Below are 23,369 nucleotides of genomic sequence, written 5' to 3' on the forward strand. Positions count from 1 at the left end.
CTGCGGCCTCGTTGGCCGGATGCCTCCGGTCGATTCACAGCGGGCTCTCAGCCCAGCCTCATGAACCTGACGGCCGGCGTCCTTAGGTTCCACGTCCATGACGGGAAACCACAAGAACACCACCATCACCCGGCGCCGCGCCCTCGCGGTCGCGGGCGGCACGGTCGCCGCGGGCGGCCTGGCCGCGGCCGGCTACCAGTCGGCCTTCGCGGACACGACGTCGTCCACGACCGAGGCGACGGCCGGCTCCTCCATGAGCTCCGGCACCTGCATGGAGCTGATGTCGAGTGTCACGGAGGGGCCGTACTACCTCGACGGCGCGCTGGTCCGCAAGAACATCACCGAGGGCAAGAGCGGCGTCCCGCTGACCCTGCGCCTGACCGTCGTGGACGCCACCGACGGCTGCACCCCGGTCCCCGGCGCGGCCGTGGAGATCTGGCACTGCGACGCCTGGGGCTACTACTCCGGTTACACCACGGCCAACCCCGGCGGCTCGGCCCCCGCCGAGAGCGAGGACGGCTCCACCGCGAACGACAAGACCTATCTGCGCGGCTACCAGGTCGCCAACGCCAACGGGGTCGTCAAGTTCGAGACGATCGTGCCGGGCTGGTACACCCCGCGCACCTGCCATATCCACCTGAAGGTCCACACCGGCGGCGCGAAGGAGGACGGCACCTACGAGGGCGGCAAGGTCAACTACACCGGCCAGTTGTTCTTCGACGACGAGATCGCCGAGTCGATCTTCGCCCTGGAGCCGTACAGCAAGCACACCGGCAGCTACACCAAGCTCGCCGACGACATGGTCTACGACGGCGGCGGCGCTTCCAGCGGTCTGCTCACGCTCAAAGCGGTGCACAAGAAGGACCCGTCCAAGGGCTACAAGGGCTTCCTCACCCTGGGCATCGATCCCGACGCGGAGAGCACGGGTGCGGGCAGCGGCGGCGGAGGCGGCGGCACACCCCCGAGCGGCGCCCCCACGGGCGAGCCGCCGACGGGCGCCCCCAGCCCTTCGTCCTCCGCCTCTTCCTGAGGTACGGCGATGAACAGCCGTGAGGACGAGGCGCTCGCGCAGGCCGCCGTGGACGCGCTGGTCGGCCAACTGGCCCTGGCCCCCAAGCCGGGCCTGCCCGACCCGCGCGATCTGACCGCCCGGGCCACCCGCCGGGACCACAGCGCCCTGCGCTGGTCGGCCAGGGCGCTGCTGCCCGGCCTCACGGCGATGGCCGCGGCGGCCCGCCGCACGGGCGAGCCCAGTGCCCGGCTCCGCGCGGAACTGGGCGCGATCGGCCGCTCCACCGAACACACCGTGGGGCTGACGGGCGGCGGCCACCGGGGCGCCCTGTGGACACTCGGCCTGCTGGTCGCGGCGGCGGCCCTGAAGCCGGGGGTGCGACCGGCCGACACGACGGCCCTGGCCAAGCAGATCGCCGCCCACCCGGACCGCCGCGCCCCGCGCCGCCCCTCACGCGGCTCCACGGTGTCGGCCCGCTACGGCGCGGCCGGCGCGAGGGGAGAGGCCAGGGCCGGCTTCCCCCACGTCCGCCGCGCCCTGACCACCCTCGCCACATCCCGCGCCCAGGGCGCCGACGAGCCCGAGGCCCGCCTGAACGCCCTGCTCACGGTGATGTCCACGCTCCAGGACACCGAACTGCTCCACACGGCGGGACCGATCGGCCTGCGCCATGTCCAGGCGGGAGCGCGGGGTGTGCTGGAGGCGGGCGGCACGGCGACGAGGCAGGGCACTGAGGCCCTGACAGCCCTGGATACAGACCTTCAGGCACGCGCCTGGACTCCCAGGGGCAGCGCCCCTCTACTTGCAGGCGCGCTGTTCCTGGACCGTCTGCTCTAGTCGGTCTTCAAGGAGGCCATCCAAGCCTCCACCTCGTCCGACCGCCGGGGCAGCGCCGCGCTCAGGTTCCGGTTACCGCTCTCGGTCACGAGGATGTCGTCCTCGATCCGCACCCCGATCCCCCGGTACTCCTCCGGCACGGTCAGATCGTCGGCCTGGAAGTACAACCCGGGCTCGACGGTCAGGCACATCCCCGGCTCCAGCACACCGTCGACATACGTCTCGGTCCGCGCGGCAGCGCAGTCGTGCACGTCCATCCCGAGCATGTGCCCCGTGCCGTGCAGCGTCCACCGCCGCTGCAGCCCCAGCTCCAGGACTCGCTCCACCGGCCCCTCGACGAGCCCCCACTCGACCAGCTTCTCCGCCAGCACCCGCTGCGCGGCATCGTGGAAGTCCCGGTACTTCGCGCCCGGCTGCACGGCCGCGATGCCGGCCTCCTGCGCCTCGTACACCGCGTCGTAGATCTTCTTCTGGAGCTCGCTGAACCGCCCGTTGACCGGCAGCGTGCGCGTGACGTCGGCGGTGTAGTACGTGTGCGTCTCCACACCCGCGTCGAGCAGCAGCAGATCGCCCGAGCGCACGGGCCCGTCGTTGCGCACCCAGTGCAGCGTGCAGGCGTGCGGCCCGGCCGCGGCGATCGTGCCGTAGCCGACGTCGTTGCCCTCCACGCGCGCGCGGAGGAAGAACGTGCCCTCGATGTACCGCTCGGAGGTCGCCTCGGCCTTGTCGAGGACCTTCACCACGTCCTCGAAGCCGCGCACGGTCGAGTCGACCGCCTTCTGCAGCTCGCCGACCTCGAAGTCGTCCTTGACCAGCCGCGCCTCGGAGAGGAAGACCCGCAGCTCCTCGTCGCGCTCCGCGGTGACCTTGTCGGTCAGCGCGGCCTCGATCCCGGCGTCGTACCCGCGTACGACCCGCACCGGACCGGTGGCCTCGCCCAGCGCCCCGGCCAGCTCGCGCACATCGGAGGCGGGGATGCCGTACAGCTGCTCCGCCTCGGTGAGGGAGTGCCTGCGGCCGACCCACAGCTCGCCCTGGCCGTCCAGCCAGAACTCGCCGTTCTCCCGGTCGGAACGCGGCAGGAGGTAGATCGTCGCCTCGTGCCCCTCGTCCTTGGGCTCCAGGACGAGGACGCCGTCCTCCGTCTGGTTGCCGGTGAGGTAGGCGTACTCGACGGAGGCGCGGAAGGCGTACTCGGTGTCGTTCGAGCGGGTCTTCAGGTTGCCCGCGGGGATCACCAGACGCTCGCCCGGGAAGCGCGCGGACAGCGCGGCCCGGCGGGCGGCGGTCTCGGCGGCCTGGGCGACGGGCTGGAGGTCACGCAGCTCGGTGTCGGCCCAGCCGCTCTTCATGTTCTCGGCAAGCTCGTCGGACACGCCGGGGTACAGTCCGTTCTTCCGCTGCTTGATCGGCTCTTCGCTCTCGTCCGGGCCCGCTGCGTCAGCAGCAGAATCAGGCACTGCCGGGTTGAGCTCCTCCGCCACGGTCATCCTCCTCGATACGGCACTGGACCGTCCTCCACTGTACGGCGGCGCGGAAGAGGCCTCAGGGCGATGACGAGGAGCGTTACTCGAAGCGCACCGCCAGCAGCACGACATCCTCCGCACCGTCAGCCGCGTCCAGCCCGTCCGGCAGCACGCTCCGCAGGACGTGGTCGGCGATCGCGCCCGGGTCGCAGCGCAGCGCCCTCGGCACTCCGGCCGCCGCCGCGTGCAGCCGGGCGAAGGCACGGTCGGTGGCCTCGCCGGTGCGGTGCAGCAGCCCGTCGGTGTACAGCAGAACCGTCTCTCCTCGCTCGGCGAGGATCTCCACGCTCGGCGCCTCCCAGCAGGCGAGCATGCCCAGCGGGGCGGAGACCGAGGTCTCCACGAATTCCGTGCGGCGCTGTCCGATCAGCAGTGGCGGACTGTGCCCGGCACCGGCCAGCGTGATCTTGCGGGCGGCCGGTTCGCAGTAGCCGAACAGCGCGGTGGCCGAGCGGGCCGGCTCGGTCAGCCGCAGCAGCAGCTCCAGGTCGGACAGGACCGCGACCGGATCCTCCCCCTCCATCACGGCGTACGCGCGCAGGGAAGCCCGCAGCCGTCCCATCGCGGCGACCGCGCTGGGACCCGACCCGGTGACGGAGCCGACGGCGAGGCCGAGGGCGGCGTCGGGCAGCGGCAGCGCGTCGTACCAGTCGCCGCCGCCGCGCGGGCCGGTGCGGTGCCGGGCGGCGAGCTGGACGCCGGACACCCGCGGCAGGCGTGAGGGGAGCAGCTCGTCCGACATCGTCGCCATGGCCGTGCGCGTGCGCTCCAGCTCGAGGAGCCGGGCGAGGTGTTCGGCGGCGTACTTGGCGTAGAGGCCCACGAGGTGGCGCCGGCGCTCGTCCGGCTCGGCGGGTTCGTCGTAGAGCCAGACGGCGGCCCCGAGGCGGCCCGCGGTCCCGGTGCACAGGGGCAGGGCGTAGCTGGCGGCCCAGCCGAGACGGGCCGCGACCTCGCGGTGGCGGGGGTCGAGCCCCTCCGCGGCGAACAGGTCGGGCTCGACGATGCCGTCCTCGCCGCCCGGCAGCCCGTCGAGGATCCGGCCGTAGGACAGGGCGCTGCGCGGCACGGTCTCGATGTGGCCGAGGTCGGCGCGGGCCAGGCCCAGGCCGATGGTGGTGTCCGGGCCGAGGCCGTCGCCGGGTTCCAGTACGACGAGTCCGCGCCGGGCGCCCACGAGGGCGGCGCCGGCCCGCAGCACTTCCTGGAGCGCCTCGTCGAGCGCGGCCGTACGGGCCAGGCGCTCGGTCAGTTCGTGGAGAGTGGTGAGGTCGGAGACCCAGCCGGCGAGACGGTCCTGCAGTACCGCGCCGGGCGGGGCCGGGGCGTTTGCGGGGACAGCCGGGGAGGTGCCCGACGCGCTGGGCGCGACAGTGTGTGCGGGTGCCGGAACCGTTGAATCGATTCCGGCCACTTTCGGAGGGTGCGGGGCGTTCATGGTCTCCGGCCTTCCGACCGGCGCGTACTGCTCAAAAGCATCGCAAACCCCCATGTCATTCTGCGCCGCCAGCAGTGTCTCCACATGTACACGCACTCGTGAGGAGATGTCCAGCATTGTCCTGCCGGGATTCCTGGTGTCCGTGAGCCCCGAGGGAACAACTCCCCTTCCTCTTGCTGAAATGCAAAGTTGGCTTAAAACTGCCGCACTGGACGGCTTATTGCGGTCGACTGGGCTTGCTCGACGGAGCGTCACGACGGTCGTGATGGGTACGTACTCGGTGAAGGCCAGGGGTGGTTGGGAATCACCCGGAACCTGGCGACGGACCCGGGCGTCCTATCCACCGACGACCGTGCCCCATCCTCCCGTGGCGGAGGCGGAGAGAAATACGCGCGACGGCAAACGCCATACTTCGCCACCCCTACGCCACGCCCGTGCTTTTGATACACGCAGTATGGGCGGGACGGCCGCGGAGGCAGCCAAAGCTCGACCCATAGGGGTTCCCCCTGCTCACGGCAGGGGTGTGATGCGCCAACAGGTACGCACAGTGAAGTGATCGACACATGTTGTGATGTGGACCACGGTGTTGCCAGGCGTGCAACGGAAAGGAACGAGCGCTCATGCGCGAGATCCTCGGAAGGCGACGCAGGCTCCTGTCCAAGCGCGGTGACGGGACGCCTGAGCTGATCGGCGCGGCCCTGACCTACGCGACGGAATGGCAGTGGCCCGTACTCCCGGGCGTGGCGGCGGACCCGCAGGGGACGGGCCGTTGCGGCTGCCCCGACCCCGAGTGCACGGTGCCCGGCGCGCACCCCTTCGACCCCGGCCTCCTCGCGGCCACCACGGACGGACGCATGGTCCGCTGGTGGTGGGGCAACCGGCCGACGGCGCCGATCGTGATGGCCACCGGCGGCAAGGCACCCTGCGCGGTGTCGCTGCCCGCCCTGCCGGCCGCCCGCGCCCTCGAGGCGCTCGACCGGATGGGCATGCGGCTCGGCCCGGTCGTCGCCTCCCCCGCCCGCTGGGCGATCCTCGTGAAGCCGTACTCCATGGAGCAGCTCGGCGAACTGCTCTACGCCAAGGACTTCGTGCCCGGCTCCCTCCGCTTCCACAGCGAGGGCGGCTATCTGGCCCTGCCGCCGTCCGAGACGGGCCAGGGCGAGATCCGCTGGGAGCGGGCGCCGCTGCCCGGCTCCGCCTCTCCGTGGGTGCCCGATGTCGAGGCCGTGGTGGACGCCGTGGTCGAAGCCCTCACTCGTACGGGTGTGAGCGCGCCCGAGTTCTAGGAGCGTCGGGCGCGCCGGGCCCGGCGTCGGCCCCGGGGCATTAAGTTCCGGGTTCATGCCGCGTCATGCCCGGGGGCGCTCCCGGGACCCCCGAAAGACCAGACTGCTCGCCCTCGCGGGCGTCGTGGCGGTATGTGCGGTCGCACTGCCGCTGGCGGTGGCGTCCGCGGGATCCGTACATTCCGATCGGCCTTCACAGGACGAGGTACGCCCCTTGCCGGGCGGTCCCTCCCCGGGCGGCTCCTCCCCGGGCGCCGACGACAAGGCGCTCGGGGCGTCGAAGAGCGCGCCCTCCGCCGTTCCCACCCTGCCCACGCTCGGCCAGGGCCTGGCGACCGCCGTGCGCTGCGGTCCCGAAGTCTCCTCCCCCGACGGCATCGAGGCGCAGACCTGTGTCGTGACGCAGGGTGCGCGGACCTGGGCGCGGACCTACTACCGCAACGCGACCGGCGAGGCGCTGGACGCCGTACTGACCCTGATGGAGCCCGGCGCCCGGACCGTGCGGATGACGTGCGCGGTGAGCGCCGAGGACGAGCCGCGGACGTGCGAGACGCCCCGGGAGCCGGTGCGGGGGAATCTGGCGGCGTACACGGCGGTCGCGGAGTTCGCCCGGCGGGCGGGACAGGGGCCGCTGCTGCTGCGCTCGGGAAGCAACTCACCGGCGTGGACAGGCAGTTGACGAACGGCCGCGTTCGGTGAACGGTCGCGGGCACGAAAAGACCCGGTTGCTGGCGACGGGGGATGCACCAGCAACCGGGCTACAGGAACGGTAACAAGAGATCGGCGGTTCGCAAATTCGATCTCGCCCTTTCCAGTCACCGACTGGCTTGTCTCCAGCGGGAGTTGTGAGGGCAGTCACCCGTCCCGGGACGCGCGGGTCCGGCCGGCCGGGGTGTGGCGGCCGGCCGGACCCGTCGGCGAATGTCAGCTGAGCGTGACCTGCCGGTTGGTGAGGCCGCCGCGGGCGCGGCGCTCGTCCGGGGTGAGCGGAGTCTCCGTGGCCAGGGCGGTGGCGAGGCGCTCGGCGAACTCCGCCGCCGGCTTCTCCACGTCCTCGGCGGTGACCCCGCTCGGCAGGTCCCACACCGGCACCGTGAGCCCGTGAGCGCGGAAGGAACCCACCAGGCGGGTGCCCTCGCCGAGGCTGGAGCCGCCCGCCGCGTGCAGCCGCGCGAGAGCGTCCAGAAGCTGCTCCTCGGCGTGCGGCATGACCCACCGCAAATGGTTCTTCTCCGGCGTCTCGCACCAGTAGGCGGCGTCCACGCTCTGGAGCTTGACGGTCGGGATGGCCGCGGCGTTGGCCCGCTCCAGGGAGGCGGTCACCTCCGGCGTGGCGTTCTCCGTGTCCGGGACCCAGAACTCGAATCCGCTGTGCACTTCTGGCGCGAAGGTGCCCTCCGGGTCGAGCAGATCCTGCAGCCGCGGACCGTCGGCCGGGGCGCGGCGGCCCTGCACGGGCGTACCGGGCTGGGCCTCCAGGGCGCGCTGGAGGGTGTCGGCGAGGTCGCGGCTGATGTCGCCCGACGAGGTGTCGTTCTGCAGGCCGAGCAGGACCGAGCCGTCGTCACGGCGCAGGGCGGGCCAGGCCATCGGCAGGACCGTGGCCAGCGTGACCGCGGGGACGCCCTCGGGCAGGCCGTCCTTGAGGGGCAGTTCGACCGTGGCCGCCGGGACCAGCTCGCGCAGGGCCACCCAGTCGCACTCGCCGGGCAGGCCCTCGAAGGGGCGGTGCACCAGCTCGGTCGCGGCGTGGGACGCGGCCCGGCCGTGACAGGCCTTGTAGCGGCGGCCGCTGCCGCAGGGGCAGGGCTCGCGGGCGCCTACAACCGGGACCTCGCCATCCGTGATCTGCGGGCGCTTGGCCTTCGTCTGGGGTCGCTTCTTGGCCATCGATGGTCTCCCGGTTACGGCTCGTCTCGTACGGTCGCGAGCCTAGCCGTTCGGGCCTCGGGCGACGGGATCCTGTGGACAACACTCGGTCCAGCGCGGCGTACGGGCGCTCGGTCCCCGCGCCCGGTCCGGTTTTCAGTCCATGTCGTCGAAGGCGTCCGCGAAGTCGAGCCCCGGTATCTGGGACACCGCCGGGGCGGCGACGCGCGTCACGAAGTCGTCGCGGCGGTGGCCGGCGTCCGGGTCGTACACGTCGTCGTGGACGATGACCCACACCGTGACCTCGCCGCCGATGTCGTCGCGGACACCCCAGTCGTCGGCCAGCGCGGTGATGATGTTCAGCCCGCGGCCGCCGTGCGCCGTGACCGACGGGGTCGCCGGGGCGGGGCGGGTCGGGCCACCGCCGTCCGTGACCTCGACGATGAGCCGGCCGGCCGGGTCCACGCACCACGCGGCGAGGACGTCGCCGTCACCGGACAGAGCGTCGCCGAGCGGTCGGCCGTGTTTGCACGCGTTGCTCAAAAGTTCGGAAAGGATCAGAACGGCGTCGTCGATGACCGAATCCGCTACGCCACCGCTGCGCAACTGTGAACGCATCCGATGCCTTGCTTTCCCCACGCCCGCCGGGCCATGGGGTACGGCCATGCTCGACGACGTGGGCACCTCCTGTGCCACCACCAACGCCACCCCCGAGACCTCCTTCACCCCACGCCACGGTGTGGATGCCCCATTGGCCTGTACCGGAAACCGGCCAATCAACGTCCTGTGACGCACTCACCACGATCGAATACGGACCGAACGCGCCGGAGCACTCCCCGTAATCACATGGCTTGTTTTCGTCGGTGTGGCCGAGACGGGAGGATCCCGCCCGTCAAGGCGTGGGGTCAAGGGGTGTGCGTGGGTCTGGTGCGACTTGTGTGGCCGGCCTCAGCGGCCGAGGCGGTCCAGCACGGCGCGCGGACGGTTGGTGATGATGGCGTCGATACCGAGGTCGATGCAGAGATCCACGTCCTCCGGCTCGTTCACGGTCCACACGTGCACCTGGTGGCCGGCCCGCTTCAGGCGCTCCACATAGACGGGGTGGTTGCGCACGATCCGGATCGAGGGGCCGGCGATCCCCACGCCCAGGGGCAGCCGCCCGTCGCGCAGCCGGGGCGAGACGAACTGCGTCAGATAGACCGTCGGCAGGGTCGGCGAGGCGGCCCGCACCCGGTGCAGCGAGCGGGCCGAGAAGCTCATCACCCGCACCCGGGACTCCTCGGCGGCGGCCGGGGCGTCGAGGCCGAAGCGCTTCAGCAGGGCCAGCAGCCGCTCCTCGACCTGGCCCGCCCAGCGCGTGGGGTGCTTGGTCTCGATGGCCAGTTCCACCCGGCGCCCGGCGTCGGCGACGAGTCCGAGGAGCCGCTCCAGGGTGAGTACGGAGGTCGCCTCGCGGTCCTCCGGGGGGTGCTCCCAGTCGGGTTCCTCGTCGCGCCCCTTCCAGGCCTCGCGCGTCTTCCACGAGCCGAAGTCCAGGGCGGCGAGGTCGGCGAGCTCCAGGGCGGAGACCGCGCCGCGGCCGTTGGACGTACGGTTGATCCGGCGGTCGTGCACACACACGAGGTGGCCGTCGGCGGTGAGGCGCACATCGCACTCGAGGGCGTCCGCACCGTCCTCGATCGCCTTGGTGTAAGCGGCCAGGGTGTGCTCCGGGGCCTCCTCGGAGGCTCCGCGGTGGGCGACGACTTGAATCACATGCTGCCGTGCGTGGGTCACCGCGTCATGGTGCCACCGAGTCCGGGTACGCGTCCGGTCGTACGGACCCGACGGATTCACAGGCCCGTACGGAGGTGCTGGAATTGCATACTTTTCGCCAGTAATGACCTATATAAAGAATGGCCGCGGACCCACAGCCACCGCTTATGGTGCTCTGACGTCCCGTGGGAAAAGCTGACGGCATACAAAGGGACAAGCACAGCTGTATCGCGCCGGACCGTCGCCAGCGTGAAAAGCGTGACCGAGTGCGACCCAGGAAAAGCAGCCGTGGATCGAGGAGAGAAGCTGTGAGCACCGAGAACGAGGGCACCGCGGTACCCCCCGCCCCGTCCGCACCCCCCGTGCCGGTGGATGCTCCCGCTGCTCCGGCGCCCCAGGGGCCGTACGGGCAGGACGCCCAGGGGCAGGCCGCTCATGGAGAGGGCGCTTCCGGTGCCGCCGGGCATCCCGGCGGTTCCTCCTCCGCCCCCGACCCGTCCTGGCCCCCGCCCCCGCCGCCGGCCACCCCGTCGTACGGCGACGGCGGTGCCGGATCGTCGTACGGCGACGGCGGTGCCGGTTACGGAGCGGGCGGCTGGGGTTCCTCCTACCAGCAGCCGGCGCCGAAGCCCGGCCGCGGCCGCGGTGGCCTGGTCGTCGCGATCCTGGCGGCCGCCCTGCTCGCGGGCGGTCTGGGCGGCGGCCTCGGCTACACCCTGGCGAAGAACAACGACGAGAGCTCCGGCTCCACGACGGTCTCCGCCTCCACCAGCGGCGGCGACGTCAAGCGCGACCCGGGCACGGTCGCGGGCGTGGCCGCCAAGGCGCTGCCGAGCACGGTCACGATCGAGGCCGAGAGCAACAGCGGCGAGGGTGGCACCGGTACGGGCTTCGTCTTCGACAAGCAGGGCCACATCGTCACCAACAACCACGTGGTGGCGGGCGCGGTGGACGGCGGAAAGCTCACCGCGACCTTCCCGAGCGGCAAGAAGTACGACGCCGAGGTGGTCGGCCACGCGCAGGGCTACGACGTGGCGGTCATCAAGCTCAAGGACGCCCCCTCCGACCTGAAGCCCCTCACCCTCGGCGACTCGGACAAGGTGGCCGTCGGTGACGCGACCATCGCGATCGGCGCCCCCTTCGGGCTGTCCGACACGGTGACGACGGGCATCATCAGCGCCAAGAACCGTCCGGTGGCCTCCAGCGACGGCAGCGGCAGCCAGGCGTCGTACATGAGCGCCCTGCAGACCGACGCCTCGATCAACCCGGGCAACTCCGGCGGTCCGCTGCTGGACGCGCAGGGCAACGTCATCGGCATCAACTCCGCGATCCAGTCCACCGGCAACGGCGGCTTCGGCACCGGCCAGTCCGGCTCGATCGGCCTGGGCTTCGCCATCCCGATCAACCAGGCCGAGTACGTCGCCCAGGAGCTGATCAAGACCGGCAAGCCGGTGTACGCGAAGATCGGCGCGTCCGTCTCCCTGGACGACAACTCGAGCGGCGCGCAGATCACCGACCAGGGCGCGGGCGGCGCGGCACCGGTCGAGCCCGGCGGCCCGGCCGCCAAGGCCGGCCTCAAGCCCGGCGACGTCATCACCAAGCTCGACGACCGGGTGATCGACTCCGGCCCCACCCTGATCGGCGAGATCTGGACCCACAAGCCCGGCGACAAGGTCACGATCACCTACGAGCGCGGCGGCAAGCAGCAGACGGTCGACGTCACCCTGGGCTCGCGCACCGGCGACAGCTGACCCGTTACCCTTGTCCCCGCGCCGCCGATCACGGCCGGCGCGGGGAGGCGTGCCCGAGCGGCCGAAGGGAACGGTCTTGAAAACCGTCGTGGCAGCGATGTCACCGTGGGTTCAAATCCCACCGCCTCCGCGCAGGTCATAGATGTTGCAGGTCAGAAGGGGTGCCACTCACTGAGGGGCACCCCTTCTGCATGGGACCTGTCTCACCTTGATCCGGCTCTGTCGCGTTGTGGATCACTGCGTGTGGACCAGGCGTGGACCACATCGTTGTTCGCAGAGGTCTCTCACCAGGCCTTTTGGTCCGTATCCGGTGAGGGCTCAGTCTGCGTTTGCGCGGCGGCTTCGAGGATGGCACCGATCGCTTCAGGTCCCATGGCCGACAGGCCCTCGAAGAGGTTGCTCGTGCGCAGGGCGATGACGCCGATCAAACAGGAGATCAAGACCTCGGCCTGGCCGACCGGATCCTCGGCGCCCTCGGCCGCGAATCGGTTGGCGAGGGGAGATATCAGGCGGGTGCGCACTTCGTCTGCCGCTGCGGTACGCGCTTCGGGGACGTCGCTGCGGGAGAGGAGAGCCTGGACGAGAGGCCCCGGAGCGCCTCTGCGGTCGGCTCGGTGCAACGCCTCCACGGTGAAGGCCCCCAAGTCGAGCGTGTCGGGCGACACGGTCACGTTCCGACTGTCCTCGTCGACCACCGCGCGGTACAAGGCAGCCTTGCTGCCGAAGTACCGCGCGATCAGAGATGCATCGACACCGGCATGCTCGCCTATGTCCCGAACCGTCACCGCGTCATATCCGTGGCGGGCGAACAGGTCACGGCCAGCGCCGAGAAGCGCGGTCCGCGTGGCGTCCGCATCACGCTTTCTGCCGCGCCCGCGTTCCGTCTTCGAGCCCATGAGCCGTCCTCTCCCGCTCGAGTCCGTCATCGGCTGGAGCCGCGGCGGACGATACCCGAGACCGGCCTCATACCAGCCCCGCCATGGCGCCACCCCGAACCGAGAACCGCGGCAGCACCGCCGCTATCCCGCCACGGGGTACATCGCCCCGCGCCGCCCCTCCGGCGACGCCAGCCACTCCAGCTTGCCCGCGGTGTCCGCCTCGTTCAGCGGCGTGTGCAGCACGATCGACAGATCCGGCCGCGCCGGCAGCCTCATCACGCTGGACTCGAAGCACAGCAGCCCCAGCACCGGGTGGTCCATCTCCTTGCGGATCTGCCCGGCTTCCTCGATGTCCCGCCGCTCCCACAGTTCGGCGAACTCCGTGCTCGCCGCCTTCAGCTCGGCCGCCACCGCCTGGAACCCCTCGTCGTCCGGGCTGGCCAAGCAGGCGGCCCGGAACTGCGCGACGACCGTGCGCGCGTTCTGCTCCCAGCTCAGCGCACGGGAGCGGTACATCGGGTCGGTGAAGAAGTCGACGAGGCAGTTCTGCGTGATGCCGGGCTTCATCCCGAGGACCGTCGCGGCCGCGTCGTTGAACATCACGGTGTTGTAGTACAGGTCCATGATGTGTGCCGGATACGGCATCCACGTGTCGATCATCCGCTGCAACCCTTCGCGGATGTCCCGCTGCCCGTCCGGCTCGGTCTCAGGCACGGGTGGGTTCATCCCGGCGAGCACGTAGAGATGGCGGCGCTCGGCGTTGCTCAGATGCAGGACGCGGGCGACGGAGTCGAGGACCTGCGGGGAGACCGAGATATTCCGGCCCTGCTCCAGCCACTGGTACCAGGAGGCGCCGACACCCGCGAGCACCGCGACCTCCTCGCGGCGCAGCCCCGGCGTGCGGCGGCGGGCGCCACCGTCCGGCAGTCCGGCGTCGGCCGGGCTGACCCGGGCCCTGCGGCTCATCAGGAACTCGCGCAGCTCGCTACGACGCCGGGTCTTGAGCGCGTCCCCGGGCATGGACAGGTCCTCCTCGTGTCTGGTGGTGCCACCACCAGGAGAACCTGTCACTCCCCACGACTATTCCGCCGGCCGCAGGCTCGTGCCCATGGCGATCGACACCACTCCCAAACCCTCTCCGCTCGACACCCCACGGCTGTCGACGCGCGACAGACTCGTCCTGTTCGTCCTGTGCGCCGCCCAGTTCATGGTGGCCCTCGACTTCTCCGTGCTGAACGTGGCACTGCCCGTCCTCGGCGCCGACCTCGGCATGAGCCAGTGGGCGTTGCAGTGGGCGGTCACCGCGTTCGCGCTGCCGTCCGGCGGCTTCCTGCTCCTCTTCGGCCGCGTCGGTGACCTGTACGGCCGCCGACGGCTGTTCCTGACCGGGCTCGCCCTGTTCGGGGCGGCCTCGCTGCTGGCCGCCTTCGCCTGGGACCCGGCGTCGTTCCTCACCGGACGCGCCCTGCAGGGGATCGGCGCGGCGGCCATCGTCCCGACCGGGATGTCCCTGCTGACCACGACGTTCGCGGAGGGACCGGCCCGCGACCGCGCCCTCGGCATCTCGGGCACGCTGCTCTCGCTGGGCTTCACCGTCGGCATGGTGGCCGGCGGTGTCCTGACCGACGCCCTCGGCTGGCGCTCCACCATGGGCGTGCTCGCCCTCTTCGCGCTGATCGTCCTGCCCCTGGCCCCCGGCCTGCTGCCGGAGTCCCGCACCCCTGAGCGCCCGCGCTTGGACGTGCCCGGCGCGGTCACCGTCACCGGCGGACTGCTGTCGGTGATCTACGCCCTGTCGACGGCCGCCGAGCGCGGCTTCACCCACGTCGACGTCATCGCGACCCTGGTCGCGGGCCTGACGCTGCTCACCGCGTTCGTGCTCGTCGAGTCCCGCACCGAGGCACCGCTGGTGTCCCTGCCCATGCTGCGACGCCGCACCGTGGCGTTCGGCAATCTGGGCGGTCTGGTCACCTTCTCGATGATGTCGACGCTGGTGTTCGTACTGACCCTCTACTTCGAGGAAACTCTGGGTCTGTCCGCCTTCCGGACGGGGCTGATCTTCGGCGTGGCAGGCGTGCTGTCAGCGGTCGCCGGGGCCTACGCCTCCAAGGTCATCGGCCGCTTCGGCGCCCGCCGCACGCTCGTCGGCTCGCTCGCCGGGCAGGGTGTGCTGACCGGGGCGCTGCTGGGCCTGAATACCCACGCCTGGTCGGTGTGGCTCGCCACGGTCGCCGTCTCCCTGGCATGCGTATTCCACCTCGGTGTGATCGTCTCCTACGGCCTGACCGTCACGTCCGGTGTACCGGACACGGAGCAGGGCCTGGCGACCGGTCTGGTCACCTCCACCCAGCAGGTCGGCATCACCATCGGCATCCCGCTGCTGGGCGTACTCGCCACCACCTCCTCGGACCTGCTGACGGGCCTCCACACAGTCCTCGCGGTGGAAACGACGATCGTGCTGGCCACCGCCGTCCTCGTCGCCCTCGGTCTCCGGGGCCGCGGGACGGACGCGGGGTCGGTCTCAGGGCCGGTCGAAGCGGAGGCGCTCGACGCGCGGTAGACCGGCCACGACCAGGTCGTACGAGGAAGTCAACGCGGCGCCGTTGTGACCTTGGTAGGACGCGGTTAGTGCTCGTCGACAGCGTTGAGGGGCCTGTCTCAGAGACAGTGGACCCCGCGCGGACCGCCCTCTCCGCACAGGGCCCGAGACCGGTACGCCGTACCCGCTCCGCCCCTGGTGGACGGGGCAGGAGGTGGGTTGCCCGAGCGGTCGAAGGCACGGTCTTGAAACCGTCGTGGCAGCGATGTCACCGTGGGTTCAAATCCCACCGCCTCCGCGTGGTGAGCAGTGAGAACGGTCCCTGAACTGGGTGTTTGTCGGGGGCCGTTCTCGTGTCCGGCGACGGTGACTGGGGCACAGGCAACAGATCCGGCTTGCTTCCGGTTGATGGCGCGCGCCACTGTACGAACGACCTGGACGCGATGGGCCGCGTCTGCTCGGCTCTGCCTGGGTCGATGGCAGACGGGATGGGAGCTCCTCGCGTACGCCGCTACTCCGCCGGCACTCGCGGACGGCGCCCCCGCCATCTCGGAGCCTGAGCGCTCCCGCCGGAGACATGCTGTGAGCGTTGCCGCGCTCCTGCGGTTCTCGACTCCTGGGAACCGGCCTGCCCTCAGATTTGGCGCGGGCCGGGGTTGCAGCCGCACCGCACCCGCATACGAGCACGCCGACCAGTTACAGACGGAGCAGTGCGATTTCGATGGCGAGCGCCCCGAGCCGTTCCTTCTCCGCGGGGTAGATCTCGCGGATATTTGCGAGCTGTTGCTCACGGGATGAGGCCGGGTTGACGTTCGCTGGGCCCTCTCCGTCGAGCAGGTCCTCGAACGTCTTGTACTCCGTCACTCGCTTCACGCGGACATCGGAGGTCTCGTCGGTGCCCTTGATGCGGAAGCGGATGACGTCTCCGGGGGCCAGGTCTTCGAGGTGGGCGTACTTGACCCGCACCTCGATCGTCTTTTGGCCTGAGGCGACGAGGTCGAAGTACCGGCGGTAGAGGTTCAGTTCGCGGACGCGAGCGGCGGCGGTCTCCGTCATGGGGCGGGAATGCTCCTAGCTGGTGCGGTGGTCATCAGCCGGCCGAGTTCACCGGCCGAGTACGAGCGGAAGAAGTGGCGTGGGTCGCCGAGTAACACGTCCGTCAGACCAAGCAATCGGTCGACGTACTCAGCCAACGACCCCGGCCACTCTCGGGTGTCGAGCATCCAGGGCGCCGCACCATCGGGCAAGGTCGCTCGGCCTGACGACCCAGCAGGGAGAAGCGGACTGCCGCTCCGCCGTGCGTGCCCAGTCCGGCTCGCTGGCCGCCGCGGAGCGTGAAGCCGTGGCGGCGATGGAGCTGACCGACGAGGACACCAGAGCGGAGAAGCGGGGGACCACGCACACCGTGCGGTTGAGCAGCAATCCGCTCGGCTACACCAGGTTCCTGGTGGACCGACAGGACGAAGCGTGGCGCGTGTTCCGCATGGAATAGATCCGACCGCGGTCGGCGGCGGCTGCCCTCAGGGCCGGAGTTCCGTGTGCGGCGGTGCCGTGCTCAGGGGGTCGTGGCGGATGTACCACTCGGTGCCGAGCAGCCGCTCGCGGTCGGGGGCCGGGAGGGCGGCGATCAGGGCCGGGGCGGCTCCTCGTGCCACCTCGGTGTGGTGGGCCAGGACGGCGGCGGTCTTCCGCTCAAGCCAGGGGGTGACGTCGACGGTCGCGGTGACGCGGTCGTCGGGGACGGTGTGCATCGTCTTGCCCATGAGGGCCAGATACCTGCCCCATGCCCGGACGGCGGAGTGCGGGTGCGTGGCCAGGTACAGGGCGCTCGGCTGCCAGGGCTCGCCGGCGTCGGGGTAGAGGCGTTCGAGGCCGGCGGCGTGGACCGCGAGCAGGGTCACGCGGTGGGTGTGCACATGGTCCTCGTGCCCGGTCAGGCCGCCGTAGGCGTCGTGCGTGACGACGATCTCCGGGCGGATGTCGCGGATCTGTGCGACCAGTTCGCCCACCGCCTCGTCGAGCGGGGCGTCGCACCAGCGCGGTCTGCCGGGGGCCGAGTGCGGCACGCGGGAGTCGGCGTGACCGAGCATGCGTGGCCGGTCGGCGCCGAGGAGGTGGCATGCCTCGGCCAGTTCCGTGGCGCGTGGGGTGTCCGGCGCCCAGGTCGCGGTGACGACCGTCGTGCGAGCGCCCGCGGACGCGGAACGGGCGAGGACGCCGCCCGCCACCAGGGACTCGTCGTCGGGGTGGGCGAAGACCCCGAGCAGCGACGGCATGGGCGTCGGCATCGGCAACCGCCCTCGCTACGGCCGGCCCGGCTGCGAGGGCGTGTCCGTGATCGTGATGGCCTGGCTGGGGCACTTCTCCGCTGCTTCCAGGATCTCCGGGGCATCGCCTGCGCTGGACCGGCCGGGGCGGACGAAGCCGTAGCCGTCGACGAACTCGAAGACCGCCGGGGCCCGGTGGGCGCATTCGGCGGAGCCGTAACAGAGTTCGCGGTCGACGGAGACCCTCATGCCCCTTCCTCTGCCCAGTGCGCCAGCGGCCGAACCGGCCCGGCTAGCGGGTGCCGGCTGCGGCGAGCCAGTGGGCGACCCGGCGTACGGCGGGCTCGTCGAGCCGTTCGACGAGGGCCTGGACGGTCGTGTCGTCCTCGGGGGTGAGGTCGTAGAGGCCCGCCTTGCTCAGCCCGGCCATGAGGACCTGGTGGCGGCGGCCGGTCATCCGCTCCGCGAGCACGGTCGGTTCGCCCGGGGACTCCGCGGCGTCCGGGCTCGTCGGCTGCGGTGAAGCCGTCTGCTTCAGCGGTGGGTCGAACAGCTGCCACGCGCCGTCCTTCGGTCCCCAGAGCGCGACGGTCACCTCGTCGCCCCGGGCGCGCATGGTCTGGGTCATCTCGCCGAGCGCGTACAGCACGGGCGCGCGATGGGGCGACTCCGCGACGGCCCGCCAGGACTGCGCGGCAGGCCGGTAGAGCATCGCCACCCAGCGCGGGTCGCCCTGCGGCTCCGGGCTCTCGGGACGTGTCTCCATCGCGCTCACCCCTGTACGTCGCTGGTACGTCGCTTGTACGTGGCTCCGGAAGCGGTACGGCAGGCGCGACCATAACTGACGGATCGTCAGTTATCCAGGGTCGCAGGGCGCGTTGTGGACGGGAGAGTCCAGGGGAGGGGGCGGCCACTTCGTCCGGCACCGGTCCCTCCCCTCGTGGGGACCGGTGCCGAACGGTGGAGCTGCCGTCGTCCGGCGCGGACGCGAGCGAACGCAAACGGACGGAAGCCGACGGAAGTCGACGGAGGTCAACCGAAGCGGGCTGAAGCTGTCCGGAATGGTGCGTCGCTGCGTCCGGATCCTGCCAGTTCAGGCTGCTGAAGAGGAGATTCCGGTGCCGGACGGACGGCATTACCGCAGGTCAGCCGTATAGAGTGAGTTTTCCGGTCCGGACGTCCAGGCGTGACAAGTAAGGAGTGGAGACCTTGAGTTCCGACTCGGGGGCACGCACCGCCTTCGCGGAACGCCTCGCGCTGCTCTACAAGGAAGCCGGGAACCCTCCCCTCAAGCGTGTGTCCGAAGCGGTCGTCCGGCTCCAGCGGGTCGACGAACGCGGGCGGCCCGTTCGGGTGTCCGCACAGCGCATCAGCGACTGGCGGCGGGCCAGGAACGTACCCGCCCAGTTCGCCGCTCTCGCGGCCGTGTTGCACGTACTGATCCCCGAGGCGCGACGCTCGCGGCCCACGCCGGTGTCCCCGGGCCTGTACGACCTCGGCCAGTGGCAGCGGCTGTGGGAACGGGCGGTGGCCGACCCGGTCGCCGAGCGCCCCGAGGCGTCCCCGGCGCGGGAAGGGCCTTCGGCTGAGGCCCCGCCCGCGCCCGGCGGGGTGAGCCCGTACCGCGGGCTGGCCTGCTACCGCCGTCAGGACGCGCGTTGGTTCTTCGGCCGGGAGCGGAGCACGGACGCGCTCGTCGCGCAGCTCGGGGCCGTGGCGGAGGCGGGCGGCCTTGTCATGCTCGTGGGCGCGTCGGGAGCGGGGAAGTCCTCGTTGCTGAACGCCGGTCTGGTGCCCGCCCTGCGGGACGGCGCGCTGAGCGACGACGACGGTGCGGAGCACGGCCGGGCGCGGAAGGTCGCGCAACTCGTCCCGGGCGGTGATCCGCTGACGGAGCTGACCCGGTGCATCCCGGAACTCGCTCCCGTTCTCATATCCGGGGCAGGGGAGTCCGATGTCCCGTCCGTCACGGAACAGGAACCGGAAGCGAGGGCCGAGGAGCCCGACCGCTCGGCCGTAGAGCCCGACCGCTCAGCCGCAGAACCCGACCACTCAGCCGCAGAACCCGAGGAACCGGCGGAACCCGGCGCTCCCCCCACCGCGGACGCCGTCCGTGCCGCCGTCGCCGCCTGGGCCCGGCGCGAGGCGCCCTCCGGTGCGCGTCCGGTCGTCATCGTGGACCAGTTCGAGGAGACGTTCACGCTCTGCCCCGACGAGGCGGACCGGCGTACCTTCATCGAGGTCCTGCACGCCGTGTGCTCACCCTCCGGAGGGGGCGAACCGGCCCCGGCGGTGGTGGTCCTGGGCATACGCGCCGACTTCTACGAGCGGTGCCTCAGATATCCCGAACTGGCCGACGCGCTCCAGCACCGGCACATGGTGCTCGGGCCGCTCACCACCGCTGAGCTGCGCGAGGCGGTGACCGGCCCGGCCAAGGCCGTCGGGCTGGAACTGGAACCGGGCCTGGCGGAACTGATCGTCCGGGAGGTCAGCGCCGACGGCCCGCGCGGGGCCCACGACGCGGGCGTGCTCCCCCTCCTCTCGCACGCCCTGCTCGCCACCTGGCAGCGCAGAAAGGCAGGTCGGCTGACGCTCGCCGGCTACCGCGCGGCCGGCGGCATCCAGGGCGCCGTCGCGGCGACCGCCGAGCGGGCCTGGTCCGGCCTGGACCCCGCGGCGCGCACGGCGGCCCGGCTGCTCCTGCTCCGGCTGGTCCGCCTCGGCGAGGACACCCAGGCCACCCGCAGACGGGGGACGCGGCGGAAGCTGGCCGAGGAGTCGACCGACCCGGGCAAGACCGAGGAGTCCCTGGAGGCGCTGGTCCGCGCCCGGCTGGTGACCCTCGACGCGGAGACCGTGGAGATCACCCATGAGGCGCTGCTGCACGCCTGGCCGCGCCTGCGCGACTGGATCGACGACGACCGGCAGGGCAATCTGCTGCGCCAGCGCCTGGAGGAGGACGGCCGGGCCTGGGAGGAATCGAACCGCGACACGTCGCTGCTCTACCGGGGCTCCCGGCTGGAACAGGCCCACGGCTGGGCGAAATCCGCCGGGGACACGTTCCTGACCCGGAGCGCGGTGGAGTTCCTGGCCGCCTCGGTCAGGCTGCGCCGGCGCATCATCTGGATCAGCCGGGGCGCGGTGGCGACGCTGGTCGTCCTGGCGATGCTGGCCGTCGGGTCGGCCGTCATCGCCTCGAAGCAGCGGGACGAGGCCGTCTTCGAGCAGGTGCTCGCCCAGGCCGACCGTGTCCAGTACACGGATCCGTCGCTGTCGGCGCAGCTCGATCTGGTGGCGCATCGGCTGCGGCCGGACGACAAGGGCGCGAACAGCCGCCTGATGTCGATCGTGAACGCCCCGCTGGCCACGCCGCTGGTCGGCCACACGGGCGCCGTCTACCTCACGACGTTCAGCCCGGACGGGCGGACCCTGGCCACGGCCAGCTACGACCGGACCGTACGGCTGTGGGACGTGGACGACCCGAAGCGTCCGAAGCCCCTGGGCGAGCCGCTCACCGGCCACACCTCCTGGGTGAGCAGCGCGGTCTTCAGCCCGGACGGCCGTACCCTCGCCAGCGCGTCCGACGACGGCACGATCCGGCTGTGGGACGTGACGGACCCCGGCCGGCCCAAGCGGCTCGGCAAGCCGCTGACCGGCCATGACAGCACGATCTACCTGGTCGCCTTCAGCCCGGACGGGCGCACGCTCGCCTCCGTGGGCGACGATCGAACCGTCCGGCTGTGGGACGTCGCCGATCCGCGCCGGCCGCGGGCGCTGGGCAAGCCCCTGACCGGGCACGAGGCCGCCGTGCGCTCGGTGGCGTTCAGCCCGGACGGCAGGACACTGGCCGCCGGTGGCGACGACGGGGCGATCCGGCTGTGGGACGTGACCGACCCCCGGCGCCCGGAGGAGGCAGGGGAGCAGCTGACCGGCCACACCGCCACCGTGCACTCCGTGGCCTTCAGCCCGGACGGCCGTACGCTCGCCAGCGGCAGCTCGGACAACACCGTACGGCTGTGGAACACGGCCGATTCACGTCACCCGGAACCGATCGGTACGCCGCTCACCGGCCATACCGGGCCGGTGTGGTCCGTGGCCTTCAGCCCCGACGGGAAGATGCTCGCCGCCGCCAGCGCGGACAGCACCGCGAGCCTGTGGAAGGTCGGCGATCCGGAGTACCCGTCGCAGGTCGGCGGGCCCCTGGCGGGCAGCAGCGGCGAGATGTACGCGCTCGGCTTCAGCCCCGACGGGCGCACCCTCGCCACCGGGGCGGGCGACAACAAGGTCCGCCTGTGGGCGCTGCCGACGTCGGACATGATCGGCCGGACCGGAGCGTTCCGCCCGGACGGGCGGGTGCTCGCGACGGCGGCGCTCGACGGGCGGGTGCGGCTGTGGGACGTGCGGACGCCGGGCAGGCCCGTGCGGATGGGCGAACCGTTCCGGCCGGAGGGCGGCGTACGGACCCTGGAGTTCTCCCCGGACGGCCGTACCCTCGCGGTGGTGACGGGCGGCCTGGCCTTGCAGCTGTGGAACGTCGACGAACCTCGACGCCCCGTCCCGCACGGGTCCCCCATCCCCCTGCGCACCCGTCTCGCCGACCCGCTGGCGTTCAGTCCGGACGGGCAGGTCCTGGCGACCCCCTCCGACGACCGCACCGTCCAGCTGTGGAACGTCGGCGACCCGTCCCGTCCCCGCCCGCTCGGCGCGCCCCTCACCGGTCACAAGGGGTACGTCAACGCCCTCGTCTTCAGCCCGGACGGCCGTACGCTCGCCAGCGGCAGCGCGGACGGCACGATCAGGCTGTGGAACGCGGCAGACCCCGGCCGGCCGACCCTGCTCCGCCCGCCTCTCAAGGGCCATCTCGGAGCCGTCAACGCCCTCGCCTACAGCCCCGACGGCCGCACCTTGGCCAGCGCCGGCGACGACAACTCGGTCCGCCTCTGGGACATCGAGGACCCCGCCGAGGCCTCCCAGCAGGCGCGCCTGACGGGGCACAAGGAAGCGGTCGTGTCACTGACGTTCAGCCGGAGCGGGCGCACCCTGGCCAGCGGCGGCAACGACAGCACCGTCCGGCTGTGGAACGTCTCCGACCCCTCCGGGGCCACCGCGATCGGCCAGTCGATGGGCCCCAACGCCAAGACCGGCAACTTCCTGGCGTTCAGCCCGAACAGCCACATGCTCGGGGTGTCCAGCGGCGCCGACAGCATCCGGCTCTGGAACCTGGACACCGACGAGGCCGTACGCCGCATCTGCTCGATGACCCGGGGTGTTCTGACGCCCGACACCTGGCGCGAGTACCTGCCCCGGCTCTCCTACGATGTGCCGTGCGCCGGCCGCTGAGACCGCCTTACGACAACAGGGCCTGCCTGTACGGCAGTTGAGTGATACGAGTCACAACCTGGCTTTTCCTGACAGACAGTCGGCTCCTCCCGCGCAAGCGCTTGTTACCCTTGGCCATAGCCCGACCGCTGGTGCATCCCCCGTCGCCAGCGGTCGGGCATTCGCATGCCGGTCCGATCAGTGCAGGTCGAGGCGCATCAGGATGCGGGGATGGCCGGCCAGGACCGAGGTGGTGGGGGCCGCGTAGGTGAAGCCGGCTCGTTCGAAATTCTTCCTCAGTCCGGCGTAGGCCATCGTCAGGTCGACCTTGGCGTCGCCGTTGTCGAGGGGGTACGCCTCGATCGCCGGTGCGCCCTGGGCGCGGGCGAAGTCGACCGCGCCGGAGATGAGCGCGTGCGAGATGCCCTGCTTGCGGTGGCCGGGGCGGACCCGGACGCACCACAGCGACCAGACGGGCAGGTCGTCGACGTGCGGGATCTTGCGGTTGCGGGCGAAGGCGGTGTCCGAGCGCGGTGCGACGGCGGCCCAGCCGACGGGTACGTCACCCTCGAAGGCGAGCACGCCCGGGGCAGGGTCCGCCTGGCACAACTCCGCCACGTAGTCGCCCCGGGCCGGGCCCCGCAGTTCCTTGTTGAGCTTGGAGGGGATCCGGTAGCTCAGACACCAGCAGACATTCGCCCCGGGCGACTTCGGCCCGAGCACGGCACGGACGTCGTCGAAATCCGTGGCCGGGCGGACGTCGATGCTCATGGCACCACGATGGCATGGCCTTGGGGTGTTCGCCGCTTGGTTGTTTCCGGCGGGTGGCCCGGATGCGCGGGGATACGCGCTCACCCGGGAGCCGAGGGAGGAACTCGTCGACCGCTTCGGG

General features: G+C 71.5%; 20 protein-coding genes and 2 tRNA genes. 10 read left to right on the plus strand and 12 right to left on the minus strand.

The window, feature by feature from the left end:
• Nucleotides 1–97: 97 nt before the first annotated feature.
• On the plus strand, nucleotides 98–1,030 hold the full coding sequence (locus ACFT4A_RS27635) for an intradiol ring-cleavage dioxygenase (protein WP_382834886.1): 933 nt from the start codon (nucleotides 98–100) through the stop codon (nucleotides 1,028–1,030).
• A gap of 9 nt (nucleotides 1,031–1,039) precedes the next feature.
• A complete protein-coding gene (locus ACFT4A_RS27640; protein ID WP_382834889.1) occupies nucleotides 1,040–1,849 on the plus strand; it encodes a triphosphoribosyl-dephospho-CoA synthase in 810 nt (269 codons plus the stop codon).
• Here the strand turns inward: ACFT4A_RS27640 and ACFT4A_RS27645 are convergent.
• Nucleotides 1,846–3,339 (minus strand): aminopeptidase P family protein, encoded by a 1,494-nt coding sequence (locus ACFT4A_RS27645; RefSeq protein ID WP_382834892.1) that lies wholly within the window; start codon nucleotides 3,337–3,339, stop codon nucleotides 1,846–1,848. The two genes, ACFT4A_RS27640 and ACFT4A_RS27645, sit on opposite strands and share 4 nt — an antisense overlap.
• A gap of 76 nt (nucleotides 3,340–3,415) precedes the next feature.
• Nucleotides 3,416–4,930 (minus strand): PP2C family protein-serine/threonine phosphatase, encoded by a 1,515-nt coding sequence (locus ACFT4A_RS27650; RefSeq protein WP_382834895.1) that lies wholly within the window; start codon nucleotides 4,928–4,930, stop codon nucleotides 3,416–3,418.
• A 503-nt stretch (nucleotides 4,931–5,433) separates the two neighbouring features.
• Between ACFT4A_RS27650 and ACFT4A_RS27655 the strand changes: the two genes are divergently transcribed.
• On the plus strand, nucleotides 5,434–6,099 hold the full coding sequence (locus ACFT4A_RS27655) for a bifunctional DNA primase/polymerase (RefSeq protein ID WP_184593751.1): 666 nt from the start codon (nucleotides 5,434–5,436) through the stop codon (nucleotides 6,097–6,099).
• 55 nt (nucleotides 6,100–6,154) lie between these two features.
• Nucleotides 6,155–6,778: a hypothetical protein gene (locus tag ACFT4A_RS27660; protein ID WP_382834898.1), complete on the plus strand. Its 624-nt coding sequence runs from the start codon at nucleotides 6,155–6,157 to the stop codon at nucleotides 6,776–6,778.
• Between the two features lie 245 nt (nucleotides 6,779–7,023).
• Here ACFT4A_RS27660 and ACFT4A_RS27665 read toward each other — a convergent pair whose 3' ends face one another.
• The 3 genes from ACFT4A_RS27665 to ACFT4A_RS27675 form a co-directional block, all read right to left on the minus strand.
• The gene (locus tag ACFT4A_RS27665) at nucleotides 7,024–7,989 is read right to left on the minus strand and encodes a DUF5926 family protein (protein WP_382834901.1); all 966 of its coding nucleotides are present in this window, start codon (nucleotides 7,987–7,989) and stop codon (nucleotides 7,024–7,026) included.
• 135 nt (nucleotides 7,990–8,124) lie between these two features.
• Entirely contained in the window at nucleotides 8,125–8,763 is a 639-nt protein-coding gene (locus tag ACFT4A_RS27670) for an ATP-binding protein (protein ID WP_382834904.1), read from the minus strand.
• Between the two features lie 153 nt (nucleotides 8,764–8,916).
• A complete protein-coding gene (locus tag ACFT4A_RS27675; RefSeq protein ID WP_382834907.1) occupies nucleotides 8,917–9,744 on the minus strand; it encodes a glycerophosphodiester phosphodiesterase in 828 nt (275 codons plus the stop codon).
• A gap of 287 nt (nucleotides 9,745–10,031) precedes the next feature.
• On the opposite strand from ACFT4A_RS27675, the gene ACFT4A_RS27680 reads away from it, so the two are divergent.
• Nucleotides 10,032–11,474 carry a S1C family serine protease gene (locus ACFT4A_RS27680; RefSeq protein WP_382834910.1) on the plus strand — a complete coding sequence of 481 codons (1,443 nt, stop codon included), beginning with the start codon at nucleotides 10,032–10,034 and terminating at the stop codon, nucleotides 11,472–11,474.
• 43 nt (nucleotides 11,475–11,517) lie between these two features.
• Nucleotides 11,518–11,604: transfer RNA gene (locus ACFT4A_RS27685), tRNA-Ser, on the plus strand.
• 154 nt (nucleotides 11,605–11,758) lie between these two features.
• On the opposite strand, the gene ACFT4A_RS27690 is transcribed toward ACFT4A_RS27685, so the two are convergent.
• Together ACFT4A_RS27690 and ACFT4A_RS27695 are read right to left on the minus strand one after the other, a co-directional pair.
• Complete coding sequence (locus ACFT4A_RS27690; protein ID WP_382834913.1) at nucleotides 11,759–12,370, minus strand: TetR/AcrR family transcriptional regulator; 612 nt, start codon at nucleotides 12,368–12,370, stop codon at nucleotides 11,759–11,761.
• A 123-nt stretch (nucleotides 12,371–12,493) separates the two neighbouring features.
• Nucleotides 12,494–13,372, minus strand: coding sequence for a helix-turn-helix transcriptional regulator (locus ACFT4A_RS27695; RefSeq protein ID WP_382834916.1), 879 nt, complete (start codon nucleotides 13,370–13,372; stop codon nucleotides 12,494–12,496).
• A gap of 88 nt (nucleotides 13,373–13,460) precedes the next feature.
• Between ACFT4A_RS27695 and ACFT4A_RS27700 the strand changes: the two genes are divergently transcribed.
• Both ACFT4A_RS27700 and ACFT4A_RS27705 read left to right on the plus strand, forming a co-directional pair.
• Nucleotides 13,461–14,912: an MFS transporter gene (locus ACFT4A_RS27700; RefSeq protein WP_382834919.1), complete on the plus strand. Its 1,452-nt coding sequence runs from the start codon at nucleotides 13,461–13,463 to the stop codon at nucleotides 14,910–14,912.
• A gap of 189 nt (nucleotides 14,913–15,101) precedes the next feature.
• Nucleotides 15,102–15,189, plus strand: a tRNA-OTHER gene (locus ACFT4A_RS27705).
• 398 nt (nucleotides 15,190–15,587) lie between these two features.
• On the opposite strand, the gene ACFT4A_RS27710 is transcribed toward ACFT4A_RS27705, so the two are convergent.
• Entirely contained in the window at nucleotides 15,588–15,947 is a 360-nt protein-coding gene (locus ACFT4A_RS27710) for an ASCH domain-containing protein (RefSeq protein ID WP_382834922.1), read from the minus strand.
• Nucleotides 15,948–16,188: 241 nt separating this feature from the next.
• Here ACFT4A_RS27710 and ACFT4A_RS27715 point away from each other — a divergent pair, with 241 nt between their 5' ends.
• Nucleotides 16,189–16,383: a hypothetical protein gene (locus tag ACFT4A_RS27715; protein ID WP_382834925.1), complete on the plus strand. Its 195-nt coding sequence runs from the start codon at nucleotides 16,189–16,191 to the stop codon at nucleotides 16,381–16,383.
• 28 nt (nucleotides 16,384–16,411) lie between these two features.
• On the opposite strand, the gene ACFT4A_RS27720 is transcribed toward ACFT4A_RS27715, so the two are convergent.
• From ACFT4A_RS27720 to ACFT4A_RS27730, 3 genes are read right to left on the minus strand one after another with little or no spacing between them, the layout of a single operon-like run.
• Nucleotides 16,412–17,179 carry a PIG-L deacetylase family protein gene (locus ACFT4A_RS27720; RefSeq protein WP_382834927.1) on the minus strand — a complete coding sequence of 256 codons (768 nt, stop codon included), beginning with the start codon at nucleotides 17,177–17,179 and terminating at the stop codon, nucleotides 16,412–16,414.
• A 15-nt stretch (nucleotides 17,180–17,194) separates the two neighbouring features.
• Nucleotides 17,195–17,407, minus strand: coding sequence for a ferredoxin (locus ACFT4A_RS27725; protein WP_382834930.1), 213 nt, complete (start codon nucleotides 17,405–17,407; stop codon nucleotides 17,195–17,197).
• A 43-nt stretch (nucleotides 17,408–17,450) separates the two neighbouring features.
• Complete coding sequence (locus ACFT4A_RS27730) at nucleotides 17,451–17,924, minus strand: hypothetical protein (RefSeq protein WP_382834933.1); 474 nt, start codon at nucleotides 17,922–17,924, stop codon at nucleotides 17,451–17,453.
• A gap of 434 nt (nucleotides 17,925–18,358) precedes the next feature.
• Here ACFT4A_RS27730 and ACFT4A_RS27735 point away from each other — a divergent pair, with 434 nt between their 5' ends.
• A complete protein-coding gene (locus tag ACFT4A_RS27735; protein ID WP_382834940.1) occupies nucleotides 18,359–22,498 on the plus strand; it encodes an AAA family ATPase in 4,140 nt (1,379 codons plus the stop codon).
• 177 nt (nucleotides 22,499–22,675) lie between these two features.
• On the opposite strand, the gene ACFT4A_RS27740 is transcribed toward ACFT4A_RS27735, so the two are convergent.
• A complete protein-coding gene (locus ACFT4A_RS27740; protein ID WP_382834943.1) occupies nucleotides 22,676–23,248 on the minus strand; it encodes a GNAT family N-acetyltransferase in 573 nt (190 codons plus the stop codon).
• Between the last annotated feature and the right edge of the window lie 121 nt (nucleotides 23,249–23,369).

Origin of the sequence: Streptomyces sp. NPDC057099 (assembly GCF_042671245.1) — a bacterium.
Taxonomy (GTDB): domain Bacteria; phylum Actinomycetota; class Actinomycetes; order Streptomycetales; family Streptomycetaceae; genus Streptomyces; species Streptomyces purpurascens.

Coding starts and splice junctions, on each gene's coding strand:
- ACFT4A_RS27635 (WP_382834886.1), top strand. CDS start 98: ATGACGGGAAACCACAAGAACACCACCATCACCCGGCGCCGCGCCCTC.
- ACFT4A_RS27640 (WP_382834889.1), top strand. CDS start 1,040: ATGAACAGCCGTGAGGACGAGGCGCTCGCGCAGGCCGCCGTGGACGCG.
- ACFT4A_RS27645 (WP_382834892.1), bottom strand. CDS start 3,339: ATGACCGTGGCGGAGGAGCTCAACCCGGCAGTGCCTGATTCTGCTGCT.
- ACFT4A_RS27650 (WP_382834895.1), bottom strand. CDS start 4,930: ATGCTGGACATCTCCTCACGAGTGCGTGTACATGTGGAGACACTGCTG.
- ACFT4A_RS27655 (WP_184593751.1), top strand. CDS start 5,434: ATGCGCGAGATCCTCGGAAGGCGACGCAGGCTCCTGTCCAAGCGCGGT.
- ACFT4A_RS27660 (WP_382834898.1), top strand. CDS start 6,155: ATGCCGCGTCATGCCCGGGGGCGCTCCCGGGACCCCCGAAAGACCAGA.
- ACFT4A_RS27665 (WP_382834901.1), bottom strand. CDS start 7,989: ATGGCCAAGAAGCGACCCCAGACGAAGGCCAAGCGCCCGCAGATCACG.
- ACFT4A_RS27690 (WP_382834913.1), bottom strand. CDS start 12,370: ATGGGCTCGAAGACGGAACGCGGGCGCGGCAGAAAGCGTGATGCGGAC.
- ACFT4A_RS27695 (WP_382834916.1), bottom strand. CDS start 13,372: ATGCCCGGGGACGCGCTCAAGACCCGGCGTCGTAGCGAGCTGCGCGAG.
- ACFT4A_RS27700 (WP_382834919.1), top strand. CDS start 13,461: ATGGCGATCGACACCACTCCCAAACCCTCTCCGCTCGACACCCCACGG.
- ACFT4A_RS27710 (WP_382834922.1), bottom strand. CDS start 15,947: ATGACGGAGACCGCCGCCGCTCGCGTCCGCGAACTGAACCTCTACCGC.
- ACFT4A_RS27720 (WP_382834927.1), bottom strand. CDS start 17,179: ATGCCGACGCCCATGCCGTCGCTGCTCGGGGTCTTCGCCCACCCCGAC.
- ACFT4A_RS27725 (WP_382834930.1), bottom strand. CDS start 17,407: ATGAGGGTCTCCGTCGACCGCGAACTCTGTTACGGCTCCGCCGAATGC.
- ACFT4A_RS27730 (WP_382834933.1), bottom strand. CDS start 17,924: ATGGAGACACGTCCCGAGAGCCCGGAGCCGCAGGGCGACCCGCGCTGG.
- ACFT4A_RS27740 (WP_382834943.1), bottom strand. CDS start 23,248: ATGAGCATCGACGTCCGCCCGGCCACGGATTTCGACGACGTCCGTGCC.